Origin of the sequence: uncultured Caballeronia sp. (genome assembly GCF_964243625.1) — a bacterium.
Classification (GTDB): domain Bacteria; phylum Pseudomonadota; class Gammaproteobacteria; order Burkholderiales; family Burkholderiaceae; genus Caballeronia.
The window spans coordinates 1-14,230 of the sequence record NZ_CAXTGZ010000112.1; the positions used below are offsets into that span (position 1 = coordinate 1).

The following is a 14,230-nucleotide window of genomic DNA, read 5'->3' on the forward strand; positions in this document are numbered from 1 at the left end:
TAGAATCAGGCTTATCTTTGCGCTTTTCGGTGCTCCAGCGTTCCAAGAGAATGACGATGACCAACATCGACGAATACATGACCGACCTCGGCCGCCGCGCGCGCCGGGCTTCACGCGCCATGGCGCGGGCCTCGACGGGCGCCAAGAACGCCGCGCTCGCGGCGATTGCGGATGCCATCGAACGCGAGCGCGCCGCGCTGAAAGACGCCAATGCGCGAGATCTTTCCCGCGCCCGGGATAAAGGCCACGACGCTGCGTTCATCGACCGGTTGACGCTTTCGGAGAAAGCACTGAACACGATGATCGAAGGCTTGCGGCAAGTCGCCGCGCTGGCTGATCCTATCGGTGAAATCAGTGGTTTGAAATTCCGGCCGACCGGGATTCAGGTCGGACAGATGCGCGTGCCGCTCGGCGTGATCGGGATCATTTATGAGTCGCGGCCGAACGTGACTATCGATGCCGCCGCGCTGTGCTTGAAGTCCGGCAACGCGGCAATTTTGCGCGGCGGTTCCGAGGCGCTCGAATGCAATGCCGCGCTGGCGAAACTGATCAGCGAAGGACTGGAGGCGGCCGGCTTGCCGCAAGAGGCGGTGCAGGTCGTAGCGACCGCGGACCGCGCCGCGGTAGGCAAGCTGATCACCATGACCGATTATGTGGACGTCATCGTGCCGCGCGGCGGCAAGAGCCTGATCGCGCGCTTGATGGAAGAGGCGCGCGTGCCGATGATCAAGCATCTCGACGGTATCTGCCACGTGTACGTGGATGACCGCGCCGATCTCGTCAAGGCGCTGAATGTTTGCGTGAACGCGAAGACCCATCGGTACGGTACCTGCAACACCATGGAAACGCTGCTGATCGCACGCGCGATTGCAGCGGACGCGCTGCCAATGTTGGCCAACGCATTCAGGGCGAAGGACGTGGAATTGCGCGTGGACGCGGCGAGCCGTGCCGTACTCGACAATGCGCGCTACGACGGCCCGCTCGTTACCGCAACGGAAGCCGACTGGAATACGGAATACCTTGCGCCGATCTTGTCCGTCAAACTGGTCGACGGCGTGGATGACGCTATCGATCACATCAACACTTACAGCTCGCATCACACGGATGCAATCATCACCGAAGACCACGACCGCGCCATGTCTTTCTTGCGCGAAGTGGATTCGGCAAGCGTGATGGTCAACGCCTCCACGCGTTTCGCCGATGGTTTCGAGTTCGGCCTGGGCGCGGAAATCGGTATATCGAACGACAAGCTGCACGCACGCGGGCCGGTCGGGCTGGACGGTTTGACATCGATGAAATATGTGGTTCTAGGCCACGGCGAAGTTCGCCAATAACCCCGCCTACCAAGCGAGAAAATGTCTCAGATGCTCTGGATCAAAGCGTTTCACATAGTACTGGTGGCCTCGTGGTTTGCCGGCCTGTTTTATCTTCCGCGCATCTTCGTCAACCTTGCAATGGAAACGGAACCGGCGGCCATCGCCCGCTTGCTGATCATGGCGCGCAAGCTGTTTCGCTTCATGACGTTCATCGCAGTGCCGGCTTTGGCTTGCGGGTTATGGCTCTTGCTGGTGGTGGGTATTGGCCAGGGTCAGGGATGGATGCATGCAAAACTGACCATAGTCGTACTGATCATTATTTACCACGCTTACTGCGGCGTCCTGCTGCGCACGTTCGCACGTGGCGAGAACAAACGCTCGGACAAGTGGTACAGGATGTTCAACGAACTGCCTGTGCTCGGTTTGCTTGGCGCGACACTGCTGGTTGTTCTCAAGCCGTTCTGAATTCAAGCTTGTTGCACTAGAAGAAACGCCGGACGCAAGTGCCGGCGTTCTGCATTTCAGCCGTCATTCGCCTTTGCAATGATCTGCTTCACCAGTTCAGCCGACGTCTCCACGATGGCATATTCATCCTGCCCCGGCCCCCCCATCTTTACCCGCTCATTGCGATACCGCATGCCGCTTGCCACAGGCGCGCGGGCAGAGGTGTGATATTCGATGCACCCGGTTTCAGCGACCAGTTGCGCGATGTTGTTCAATCGCACCCCGGCGCCGGGCATGACGACCATCCGCTCCCCGGCTGCCTCGCGAAGTTTGTTGATCAGCGCGGCGCCTTGCGGTGCGGTGGCTTCCTGCCCGGAGGTGAGGAGGTGGCTGCATCCAGCATTGACGATGTCCTCCAAAGCTTTGAACGGATCACGCGCGACGTCGAACGCGCGATGAAACGTCACCGTCATGGGGGCTGCCAGTTCGACCAGTTGCCGCGTACGAGACACGTCGATGTCACCGTCGGCAGTGAGCAGCCCGAGCACCACGCCATCCACGCCGAGCTCCTTGCATGCGCGAATGTCCCGCTCCATCACCTCGAATTCGATGCCCGAATACAGAAAGTCGCCGCCGCGCGGGCGGATGATCACGTTCAACGCAATCTGCAGCTTGTCCCGCGCGCTCAGGATCGCGCCGTAAGAGGGCGTGGTCCCGCCTTCCAGCAAGTTGTCGCAGAACTCGACACGGCTCGCGCCGCCGGCTTGGGCCGCCAGGCATGAAGTAACGGAACCGGCGCAGATTTCGAGCAAAACAGAGGGTATGGACATCGAAGGGCTTTCCCGATCAAGGCGCAGGTTGCAGCTTAAATCAGCCGTGCTGATATTTCAGCGTGCGCTCGAGACATACGAACACGATTTGAATAACGCTCGGATCAAATTTATCTCGACTTTCGTTCTGTCCGGCGCAGCGTTGGAACCAGGGGCACGAATCGATAGCCGCACTTTCAATACGCGAAACGACGGCTGATCTGGCGCGGGCGTTTTCACCTGCGATTTTTACGTTGCAACCTCCACTTCACGTCTCCCTACGGCATAAGTCGTTAATTCTGCTGCAAAAAGTTCTTCTTGGAATCGCCTATCCGGCATCTGTTTAATTAGGACGTTTCTCATGGTTTTCCGAGTCATCGACAACGAAAATCAACCCATCGCATTAGATCAGTGCGCCCAGTAGCAATTACGGATTCCTTTCCGGTCTTGTATTTAAGACGCTTCCGATTTTCCGCGTCCATGCCCGTACAGATAATGCACGCGCTGAAATAAATGCAATCCGCGACGAATCGTTTCACGTCAATTTAGCGACGTATCCACCTCGGCCGGTCAACGGGCATCATCCACGCCGGCGCTCAAAAGTCAAAAGCCATGAAAAATGAAGTACCGGGCGCAGTAACGCCCATTCAGCCGGACGATGACAACGCCTTGGCGTTATCGAAGAAGGTCGACGATACCCTGCTGCGAAGTCTCGTATGGATGGCGGCCTATCACGGCAAGCCGACCAGCGAGGCGGCCATGCTGTCGGGCTTGCCCGCGGGACGTTTTATTTCGCCGAAGCAGGCGCAACTCGCCATGGAGCAATCGGGCTTTTCGGTGGGCGTGATCGAACGCCAGCCACACGAAGTCTCGCCCATGTTGCTGCCCGTCGTCCTGTTCAGAAAAGACCATGGTGGTTGTGTGCTGATCGGCCGCTCGCCGACCGACGTCAAGCTTATCAAGCCGGCAGCGCAAATCAAAGAGGGCCAGCAGCCAGCCGAAGACGAAATGGAAGCGGCTTATCTCGTCGTCCTGCCGGAAGCGGGCTCGAAGGTCGTGGCAATCGGCGTGAGTCAGCTCAAGGCGAATTACACCGGCTTTGCCATGCTCGTGAAACCGGTCGGGCGCAATGACATGCGGGCCGGACGCCCGGAAGCCAAGGAAAGCGGCCACTGGCTGCTGAGCACCTTGTGGCGCTATCGCCGTTATTACTGGAGCGCCGCCCTCGGCGCGCTGCTGATCAACGTGCTGGCGCTTGCCGGCACCTTCTTCACCATGAACGTCTATGACCGTGTTGTGCCGAACCAGGCGTTCGTCACATTGTGGTCGCTCGCAATCGGCGTGGCGATTGCCATGCTGTTCGAATTCATTTCGCGCAACGTACGGGCACATGTGCTCGATGTCGCGGGCAAGAAGGCCGACCTGATCATGGGCGCCATGCTGTTCAAGCAGGCGCTGGCCATCCGCATGGAGCACAAGCCGACGTCATCGGGATCGTTCGCCAACCAGTTGCGTGAGTTCGAGTCCGTGCGCGACTTCGTTGCTTCCGCAACGCTTGCAACCATCTCCGATCTTCCGTTTACGTTGCTTTACATTGCGGTGATTTTCATGATCGCCGGGCCGCTTGGGTTCATCCCGCTGGCGCTGATTCCGGTGATTATCGGCGTGAGCCTGTTCATTCAGTGGCCGCTCAAGAAGACGATGAAGGAAAACCTGCGTGAATCGTCGTTGAAGCAGGGCGTGTTGATCGAAACGGTGGAAGGCATCGAAACGCTCAAGGCCACGGGTGGCGAGCGTTATATGCAGGAGCGCTGGGAGCTGTTCTCGGCCAAGGCCTCCGATACCTCGATGAAGTCGAAGCGCCTCTCCACGCTGGCCACCAACTTCGTCACCTGGATTACCCAGTTCGAAACCGTGATGATCGTGGTCGCCGGTGTGTACCTGATCTCGGACGGCAAGCTGACCCAGGGCGCGTTGATCGGTTCAGTGATCCTCGCGAGCCGCGCATTGGCGCCGCTTGCCCAGGTAACGGGTCTCGCCGTGCGCTTCCAGCAAGCCAAGGCTGCGATGGATTCGCTTAGCGCTCTGATGAAGAAGCCGGTCGAACGCGATCCGGAAGTGGATTACCTCGACGGTCCGGTGGTGACAGGCGCGATCGAACTGAAGGGCGTGGGTTTTCACTATCCATCGCCGAACGGCATGAAGCCGCCCGAATTCCTGAAGAACATCAATATCAAGATCGAAGCCGGCGAGCGCGTAGGGATTTTGGGGCGCGTGGGAAGCGGCAAGTCGTCGCTGCTGCGGGTCATGGCGAATCTTTACCGTCCGACAAGCGGGCAGCTATTCAGCGACGGCATCGATGTATCGCAAATCGATCCCTCCGACTTCCGCGCTTCGGTAGGTTATGTCGCACAGGACAGCCGCCTGTTCTACGGGTCGTTACGTCAGAACGTGATGATCGGCCGCCCCGATGCATCCATTCATGAACTGCTGCGAGTCGCGAAGCTCACCGGGCTGGACGCCATGGCTGCCAGCAATCCAAGTGGCTGGAACATGCAGATCGGCGAGAACGGCGATGGTCTGTCCGGCGGCCAACGCCAACTGGTCGCACTGGCCCGCACGCTGATCATGCGCCCGAAATTGCTGCTGATGGACGAACCCACCAGCGCCATGGACACCCAGACCGAAGCCGCGTTCATCCGCGATCTGGCGAGCACCACGCAGGACACCACTTTCGTCGTGGTCACGCATCGTCCGTCTTTGCTGCAACTGGTCGACCGGATCATCGTGGTCGATGGCGGCAGGGTCGTCACCGATGGTCCGAAAGAAGATGTATTGGCCGCGTTGCGCACGCCGGCCGTCACACACGCGACTTCCGGGCATGAAGCCGCGAGCGCCACGAAGGAAACAGCATGAAAACACTTACCAAGATTGGCCGCTGGATTCGCGGCCTGACACCGGCTGGCCGCCGCAAGAACGCCGCACCGCGCATTCACCCGGCACACGCCGCGTACATGAACGATCTGCGCGAATCGCTGCTGGCGCAATCCATTCCCGGCACGATGATCGTGCTTTATCTGGTCGCCGCCATCATGGTGTGCGGTCTGGTCTGGGCGAAATTCGCCCGTGTTGAAGAAGTCACGCAGGCTCAGGGAAAGGTCATTCCTGTGAGCCGGGAGCAGATCATCCAAAGCCTGGAGGGGGGCATTCTTTCGGACATGCGCGTGAAGGAAGGCGATGTGGTCGAGAAAGGCCAACTGTTGCTCAATATCGATCCGAAGCGTGCCGACTCGAGCTACGCAGAAGGCTTGTCGAAGCTGATCGGCCTGCAAGGCAAAGTGGCGCGCCTCAAAGCCGAAGCGTTCCATACGGCCCTCGTTTTTCCTGCCGATGTCGCCGCAGACCAGACGGTCGTGCAAAGCGAAACAATGGCCTATCAGGCCCGTCGCCGGGCGCTGGAAGATAGCGTGTCGTCGCTTCAGCGCAGCTACACGCTCGCCATGAACGAATTGAACATGACCGAGCCGCTGTCCAGACGCGGTCTTATTTCGGAAACCGAAGTATTGCGCATGAAACGCAGTGCAAACGACCTGCAATCGCAGATCGTTGAGCGCCGCAACAAGTATCAGGCCGATGCCAACGACGAATTGTCGCGGCTCGAGCTGGAACTCTCGCAGACCAAGGAGAACCTCGTTGGACGCGCCGACGTGCTGAAGCGTACGACGCTCGTGGCGCCGGTCAAAGGCACCATCAAGGACATCAAGGTGACGACGCTCGGCGGCGTGATCCAGCCTGGTCAGCAGATCATGAGCATCGTGCCGTTCGCGGACCAGTTGATCGTCGAAGCACACGTGAAGCCTTCGGATGTTGCTTTCCTCAAGCCGGGACTGCCGGCCATGGTGAAGGTTTCGGCCTATGACTTCGGAATCTATGGGGGCTTGAAAGGGCATGTGATCAACATCAGTCCGGACACGCTCGTCGATGAAAAAGCTGCGCCCGGAAAGGCCGATGCAATCTATTACCGCGTCCAGGTCCTGACCGATAAAAGCGAACTCACGGCGGCAGGCAAGCACCTCCCGATCATTCCAGGCATGACCGGCAACGTCGAGATTCGCACGGGCGAAAAGACAGTCCTTTCGTACCTGCTGAAACCGATTTTCAAATCGCGTGAAGCGTTCCGCGAGAGATAAGCATCATGTCAAATTCAACACGCATCGCCCGGCCTGACCGCGGCGAAGAGAAACTTATCAAAGATGTCTATCGCCGCCGGCCGCTGGTTTCGTCATTTGGCGTGCTGGTCGGTTCCGGAGTGGTTGCAATGGCAACACTGCCGTCGGTCGCCAAAGCGAAGTCAGCGCTTGACGACATGGCGTGGCTTCCGCAGAACGCGCAGTTGTCGAATGGTGCTGCAACGGTGCCCAGGGGCATAGTGGCGTCGCCATTGCGCACCATCAGCGCATCGCCGAACGGTGGCAACGAGTTGGCGCCGGTGGCGCATACCGCCCAGCCGGTGCAGCCAGCTGTTACGCGGATCATTGCGCCGGCGGCACCTGTCAACGCGGCACCGCGTCCGCACGGTTTCGCCGACATGGGTTTTGCGCCTACCGTTCCGGTGCAGGCGGCAGTAAGCGCGCCAGTGGCGCAACGGCCGGTCCAGATTGCGCGGCAACAGGTTGTAGTGGGTGTATCGGCCTCGCCGATCCGTCCTTCGCTTGCAGAGAACCCCGCGCATGACATGCAGGCTGACCTGCAGGCGACGCGCGCCGAGATGGCGCGATCCGCCGCGACGGCGCAGGAACCAGTCATCGTGGCACCCTCCAAAACCATGTTGGCCGCGCCGTCCGCGTTGCCGCCCATGCGCGTCGAAGACATCAAGCCGGGGCCTGCGCCTGCGGGATTGGATGCGGACACGCCCGCCGAGGTGAAGGGTCAGCGCAAGACGCGCAATGCTGACCGCGGCTATGCGGACTGGCTCGACGACAAGGAAGGTGCGAAAGCGCAGGTCGATCGTTCCGTGGTTCCCGAGCAGGCGGTGCGCAGCGCATTGCGTGGGGCCGTGGATACCGCCGCAGAGCGCAACGCGGCGATCCGCCAGGCACGCAATGACTGGGAAGCCGCGAAATACGATGTCGACCAGGTCAAGGGCCAGCGTTGGCCGCAGGTTCAGGTCGGGGGCAATTCGCCGGCACTGACAGGATCCCATACGACATTCGATGACAGCAACCGTGCCTCGGCCAATGTCAGCGTCACGACCATGGTGTATGACTGGGGGAAGACGAGCAAGAATATTGCAAGTCGCTCGAAGACCGCGGAAGCGGCAGAGTTCTATCTGAAAACAATCGAGCAGCAGAATGCATATGACGTTTCGTCGACGCTCGTGGATCTCGCAAAATACCGTGCGGTCTACGCCGCCGGTGACAGCTATGTGAAACGGATGTCGGCGTTGGTCGACATGCTGGTCGAAATTACCAAGGTCGATCCAGGCCGCCTGAGCGAGTTGAGCCAGGCAAGAGCGCGCCTGCTGCAGGCGCAGACGTCGCAGGATGCAGTCGCCGCGCAGGTTCGCTCGCTCGAACTCAACGCCCGCAAGCTCGTTGGCGATCAGGAAACGGCAATGCCGCATGGCACGCGCTGGCAGTTGCGTCTTGATCCACTCGACAGCGCCGTTGCTGCCGTCGCACAAAATCCTGCCATCGAGCAGGCCACGGCCGAAGCCGCTGCTGCAAGCCTGACGGCGAAATCGGTACGGGCAGCTTCGCTGCCGCAGTTGAACTGGGTGATCAACAAGACGACCGCGCACGATTCCTTTAATAACGTGCAGCCGTGGACCACCATGCTCCAGCTCACCTGGACGCCGTTCCAGGGCGGCAGCCAGCGCGCGGCGGAGCGTGCGGCGCTTTCGCGTGCGGCATCGAGCAGCGACAAGCGCGATCAGTTGCAGCTCGATTCGGAATTTCGTGTCCGCGATGCCCACCGCGATGCGATCGCCCTTGCAACGCGGGCCCAGCTGTATGCGCAGTTACCAACTCAGTCGCGATCGGCCTGCGCTCGAGCGCAGACGGTAAGAACTCGGTGGCGTTGGGAGAAGGGGCTTCCGCCGACGACGACAACGTGGTGTCGGTCGGCAACATTGCGCAACAGCGCCGCGTCACCAACGTGGCTGCGGGCACAACGGCAAAGCAACCAACGCTTTCGTTGCGTATGACGACCTGAGTGAAAAGTCGGTCACGATGGGTAAATCCGGAACGCCGGTTTCGATCAAGAACGTTGCCGATGGCGTGGACCCGTATGATGCGGTCAACAAGGAGCAGCTCGACGCGTTGTCATCGACCGTCAGCACGATCACGCCGGCGCTGAAGTACCTGCGATTTGGCTCAACTGACGCCAAGGCCGCAAATGCTCTCGGTACCGACTCGCTGGCTATCGGCGGCAATGCATACGCTTCGCAAACCGGTTCACTGGCGTTTGGTCGTGATTCGGTCTCGTCTGGTGTCAATTCTCTCGCCCTTGGCTTGAGAGCTAACGCTGGCGGCAAGAACTCGGTGGCACTGGGACAAGGGTCTTCAACTGACGAAGAGAACACCGTCTCTGTGGGTAATATCGCGCTGCAGCGTCGCATCACGAACGTGGCCGCAGGTTCGACCGCAACGGACGCCGTCAACCTGGAACAGGTTCAACAGTTGGTGAGCGCCGCAACAGCGCCGGTACAACAGCTCGTCAAGAGCACAAGGCTTTCGGCAACGTTGCTGGGTGCGCAAGCTGCTCCTGTGTTGTCGGACTTGGTTGCCGTCGGAACGACCGACAAGCTGGGTCAAACTGAAGCAGACGGTACGGATGCGGTGGCAGTCGGTTTGGGCGCTCACGCGAACAACGACAATACCGTCGCGGTCGGAACGAACGTTGCGGCGGGTGGCATTGGTGCGGTAGCGATCGGTAACCTGTCTGTAGCAGGCGGATTGAGCTCTACGGCGATTGGTGTAAATGCGCAAGCAGTTGGCGACTACGGTGTTTCAATCGGTAATTCGACGAAGGCTTCCGAAACCAACACCGTTGCGATCGGTAATGCCTCCTTCGTTGGACTGGGCGGTACGAACGGCGTCGCGATTGGTTACAAGAACACGGTAACGGGCGCAGGTACGATCGTCTTGGGTAACCAAGTCTCCGCGAAGGGCGCAAACTCCGTGGTCCTGGGTAGCGGCAGCGATGGTTCGCAAGACAACGTTGTTTCCGTGGGCGGTACCGCTACGGGTACGCAACGCAAGATCGTCAACGTGGCAGCAGGTACGACCACGACGGATGCAGTCAACTACGGTCAGTTGAATGCAGCAATCGCATCGGTCGGTACGGGCGGTTCGAGCCTGGTAACGCAAACCGGTACGGGCGATGTCATGGTTGCCAGCGCGGTCGGCGGCACCCATGTGGACTTCGCAGGCACGGGCAACACGACGCGTGAACTGATCAACATCTCCGCCGGTACGAAGGATTCGTCGGCAGTGGCGTTGAGCCAGTTGAAGCCGGTGGTTGCGGGCTTGGGCGGTGGTGCTAGCGTCAATGAAACGACGGGTGCTGTGACGGGTCCGACGTATCATGTCCAGAACGGTACGCAGTCCACTGTGGGCGACGCATTGACCTCGCTGGACACGAGCTTGAACGACGTGAAGACGCAGATCAACACGACGACAGGCGCAGGTCTGGTCATGCAGAAGGACAACACGGACGGTGACATCACCATTGGTGCAAACACTGGCGGTAACGTGATCAACGTGTCGAGCAATGCTCATACTCGCAAGATCACCGGTGTAGCCAACGGCGACTTGACCTCGTCGAGCGTCGACGCAGTCAACGGTTCGCAGCTTTACAACGCGGCGAGCGGTCTGGCTACGGCTATCGGCGGCGGCGCTGCGCTGAACGGCGACGGCACGATCACGCAGCCTTCGTTCATTGTTGATGGCAAGCCGGTTCACAATGTTGGCGACGCAGTATCGAATCTTGATGGCCGAGTCACCAACAACACGAACAGCCTGACGCAGTTGCAAACCACGGTGAATAACATCACCAATGCCGGCGGCGTGGCATCGCCGAATGCAGTGTCGTACGACACGTCTGCACACGACGTGATCACGCTGGGCAAGGACGGTGCAGGTGCCACCTTGACCAACCTGAAGGATGCAACGTTGTCGGCTGACAGCACCGACGCAGTAACGGGCAAGCAGTTGTTCGATACGAACAACACGGTTGCCTCCCTGCAGGATTCGATTCAGAACATCGCATCGACCGGTTCCACGAGTATCGGCATCAACGGTACGAATGGCACGAACGGTGCGAACGGCGTAGACGGTGCACCCGCTGCAGCTTCGGCCTCTGGTAACGACGCAATCGCCATGGGCGACAACGCATCGGCTTCCGGCGATCACGCAGTTGTGATTGGCGGTGGTGCAAGCGGTACGGCTGACGGCGTTATTGCGATCGGCGGTAACTCGAACGCCAGCGGCAAGGACTCGATTGCTATCGGTAACGGTGCTACGGCTCCGGCAACCAACGCTGTCGCACTGGGCGCAGGCTCGGTGGCGGATCGGGACAACACGGTCTCGATGGGTTCGGAAGGTAAGGAGCGTCAGATCACCAACGTGGCAGCTGGCACGCAGGGTACGGATGCAGTCAACCTGAACCAGATGAATTCGGCGGTGGGCGGTGTTGCTCGCAAGGCGTACAGCGGTATTGCGGCAGCCACTGCGCTGACCATGATCCCGGACGTCGACGCGAACAAGACGTTGTCGATCGGTATCGGCGGCGGCACGTTCCAGGGCTATGCAGCAACGGCTATCGGCGGCACGGCTCGTATCACGCAAAACATCAAGGTTCGCGTGGGTGCAGGCTGGAGCGCAGCAGGTACGACGGTTGGCGCAGGTGCTTCGTATCAGTGGTAAGTTGAGCTTGACCCCTGAGGCCCGGTTCGACAAGGACCGGGCCGCAGGAAAATCAGTTTAGAAAATTGTTCTGCTGTACCGTAGTATCTTCAAGCGGGTTCTTCTTCGGAAGGACCCGCTTTTTTTCGTTTGAACGCCGTACCTCAATTTCCCACGCGTCGTTTATCCAGCACGTCCTTAGCCTCAGCGAGCCGTTCCGCAAACTCCGGCCCGCGCGCGAGCGCGACCCCCACTGCCAAAATATCCCCGATCGCCAGGTGCGATACACGCGAGGTCATCGGCGAGAATATGTCCGTGTCTTCGTCGACGTTGGCAAAAAGCCCAACGCTTGCCATGCGCGCCAGCGGCGAGTTGCCATGCGTGATCGCGATCACCTTTGCACCGCTCGCCAGTGCTGATTTCACTGCATCGAGAATGTCACGCGTGCGGCCCGTATTCGATATCACCACCACCACGTCGCCCGCGCCTAATAGCGCCGCCGATGTCGTGTACGTATGCGGATCGGAATACGCGACGCTCGGCACGCCCAGCCGAAAAAACTTGTGCTGGATATCGAGCGCGGCAATTCCCGATCCGCCCGCGCCGTAAAACTCGATACGTCGTGCCTCTGCGAGCAATGCGATCGCCGCCGCGACGCTATCCGACGACAAACTGTTGCGCACCTGCAGCAGCGCCCCGATCGTCCGGTCCAGCACTTTCGCCGCGACACCGGCGGCAGGTTCGTCGGCGCGGACATCGCGGAAGACAGCGGGGGCGGGGACATCGGAGGCAATGCTTTGGGCCAGCCGGATCTTGAACTCACGGAATCCCGAAAATCCAAGCGCCTGGCAAAACCGCGCAATCGTCGGCTGGCTCACGCCCGCGCGCACAGCGAAGTCGGTCATTGCGAGATCGAGAACTTCCCGCGGGGCCTCCAGAACGTAATCTGCGAGCTTTCGCTCGGACGGGCGCAATTGCTCGCGCATTGCTTCGACTTGGGACAGCAACATCGGTAATCTCGCCTATGCTGGAATTGCACGGACTATAGCTGATCGGCCAAAATGTACAAAAACTACAAGGAAATCACTCATCGAGACGGCTGACCGCAGGGCAAGCGACTGAATTTCAGCCTTTCAGCAAAAGCCACACAAAGAAATAAGGGTTTTCCAGATGGAAAATATGTAGTTTTTCTACTAAAATCCATGGCGATCGCACGGGAAAGTCACAAAAAAGCAAAACACCCGCGCGCACTGTTCAATCCCCGGTAAGGCGAAGGAGTGTCGATGGTTTCCCCGCATTCGCATCTCAACAAGGTCACGCAGCGCGTGATCGAGCGCAGCAAGCCGACGCGTGCGGCATATCTGGCGCGTATCGATGGCGCCCAAGGCCATTTTCCGGCGCGCGGTGCGCTGTCCTGCGCCAATCTCGCGCACGGTTTCGCCGGCATGGAGGGGCAGGAGAAAATCTCGATCAAGGCGATTCGTGAGCCGAACATCGGCATTGTGTCGTCTTATAACGAGATGCTTTCTGCGCACGCCCCGTTCAAGAATTATCCGGACATCATCAAGCACGCCGCACGCGAAGCAGGCGGCGTGGCGCAATTCGCCGGCGGCGTGCCGGCCATGTGCGACGGCGTCACGCAAGGCAACGCCGGCATGGAGCTATCGCTGTTTTCGCGCGAAGTGATCGCCATGAGCACGGCGGTGGCGCTCACCCACAATATGTTCGATGCCGCGTTGTGCCTCGGCATCTGCGACAAGATCGTGCCCGGCTTGCTGATCGGTGCGCTGCAATTCGGCCATCTGCCGACCATTTTCGTGCCCGCTGGTCCAATGACCAGCGGCCTCACCAACGACGATAAAGCCAAGGTCCGCCAGCAATTCGCGACCGGCGCGTGCGATCGCGACGCGTTGCTCGAAGCGGAAGCTGCGGCGTATCACGGCCACGGCACATGCACGTTCTATGGCACGGCCAACAGCAACCAGATGCTGATGGAAGTCATGGGCCTGCATCTGCCGGGTTCGGCCTTTATCCACCCGCACACGCCACTCAGGGACGCACTCACCGCCGAAGCCGCGAAGCGCGTGCTTGAGTTGACGGTGGATCGCGGGCACTACACGCCGGTCGGCCATGTGGTCGATGAAAAATCCATCGTGAACGGGATCGTCGCGCTGCTGGCAACGGGCGGCTCGACCAACCACACGCTGCATCTGGTCGCAATTGCGCGTGCGGCGGGGATTGTCATCGACTGGAATGATTTCGATGAACTCTCGCAAGCCGTGCCGCTCGTCGCCCGGATCTATCCGAACGGCAAGGCCGACGTGAACCATTTCCACGCAGCCGGCGGCGTTGCGTATCTGGTGCGCGACCTGCTCAGCGCGGGGCTGCTGCACGAAGACGTCAAGACCGTCGCGGGCGAGGGCCTGAAGCACTACACGCGCGAACCGAAACTCATCGACGGAAAACTGCAATGGGTCGAAGGCACCGAAACCAGCCACGACACCAAAGTGCTACGCAGCCACAAGGAGCCCTTCGCGCCTGACGGCGGGCTGCGCCTGATGCAGGGCAAGCTTGGCCGTGGCGTGATCAAGATCTCGGCGGTGGCCGACGCGCATCGTCATGTGAAAGCGCCCGCGATCGTGTTCGAGTCGCAGGAACAAGTGCAGGAAGCGTTCGATAACGGCGAACTCAAGCGCGATTTTGTCGCCATCGTGCGGTTCCATTCCGACGGAGGTCCGCTGGTCTGGAACGCGAC

Annotated in this window: 9 protein-coding genes and 1 pseudogene; 8 read left to right on the plus strand and 2 right to left on the minus strand. The window is 60.0% G+C overall.

Annotated elements, in window-relative coordinates; all coding sequences use genetic code 11:
* The first annotated feature begins 56 nt into the window (after positions 1-56).
* Together ACFFAR_RS10230 and ACFFAR_RS10235 are read left to right on the plus strand one after the other, a co-directional pair.
* Positions 57-1,334 (plus strand): glutamate-5-semialdehyde dehydrogenase, encoded by a 1,278-nt coding sequence (locus ACFFAR_RS10230; RefSeq protein ID WP_375507837.1) that lies wholly within the window; start codon positions 57-59, stop codon positions 1,332-1,334.
* A gap of 30 nt (positions 1,335-1,364) precedes the next feature.
* Positions 1,365-1,781 carry a CopD family protein gene (locus tag ACFFAR_RS10235; RefSeq protein WP_062000692.1) on the plus strand — a complete coding sequence of 139 codons (417 nt, stop codon included), beginning with the start codon at positions 1,365-1,367 and terminating at the stop codon, positions 1,779-1,781.
* Positions 1,782-1,837: 56 nt separating this feature from the next.
* Here ACFFAR_RS10235 and ACFFAR_RS10240 read toward each other — a convergent pair whose 3' ends face one another.
* Positions 1,838-2,590 (minus strand): copper homeostasis protein CutC, encoded by a 753-nt coding sequence (locus ACFFAR_RS10240; protein ID WP_174362548.1) that lies wholly within the window; start codon positions 2,588-2,590, stop codon positions 1,838-1,840.
* A gap of 591 nt (positions 2,591-3,181) precedes the next feature.
* On the opposite strand from ACFFAR_RS10240, the gene ACFFAR_RS10245 reads away from it, so the two are divergent.
* From ACFFAR_RS10245 to ACFFAR_RS10265, 5 genes and pseudogenes are all read left to right on the plus strand, one after another.
* The gene (locus ACFFAR_RS10245; RefSeq protein WP_061998513.1) at positions 3,182-5,485 is read left to right on the plus strand and encodes a type I secretion system permease/ATPase; all 2,304 of its coding nucleotides are present in this window, start codon (positions 3,182-3,184) and stop codon (positions 5,483-5,485) included.
* Positions 5,482-6,759, plus strand: coding sequence for an HlyD family type I secretion periplasmic adaptor subunit (locus ACFFAR_RS10250; RefSeq protein ID WP_061998514.1), 1,278 nt, complete (start codon positions 5,482-5,484; stop codon positions 6,757-6,759). Before ACFFAR_RS10245 ends, ACFFAR_RS10250 begins: the two co-directional genes overlap by 4 nt.
* Positions 6,760-7,424: 665 nt before the next feature.
* A pseudogene (locus ACFFAR_RS10255) lies at positions 7,425-8,579 on the plus strand (TolC family protein); the annotation flags it as partial.
* Between the two features lie 32 nt (positions 8,580-8,611).
* The gene (locus ACFFAR_RS10260; protein WP_375507839.1) at positions 8,612-8,782 is read left to right on the plus strand and encodes a hypothetical protein; all 171 of its coding nucleotides are present in this window, start codon (positions 8,612-8,614) and stop codon (positions 8,780-8,782) included.
* A 17-nt stretch (positions 8,783-8,799) separates the two neighbouring features.
* A complete protein-coding gene (locus ACFFAR_RS10265; protein ID WP_174362546.1) occupies positions 8,800-11,496 on the plus strand; it encodes a YadA-like family protein in 2,697 nt (898 codons plus the stop codon).
* Positions 11,497-11,639: 143 nt separating this feature from the next.
* Here the strand turns inward: ACFFAR_RS10265 and ACFFAR_RS10270 are convergent, their stop codons facing one another.
* Positions 11,640-12,485: a MurR/RpiR family transcriptional regulator gene (locus ACFFAR_RS10270; protein WP_062169231.1), complete on the minus strand. Its 846-nt coding sequence runs from the start codon at positions 12,483-12,485 to the stop codon at positions 11,640-11,642.
* A gap of 273 nt (positions 12,486-12,758) precedes the next feature.
* Here ACFFAR_RS10270 and edd point away from each other — a divergent pair.
* The coding region (gene edd, locus ACFFAR_RS10275; protein WP_375507838.1) for a phosphogluconate dehydratase at positions 12,759-14,230 on the plus strand (1,472 nt) is incomplete at its 3' end.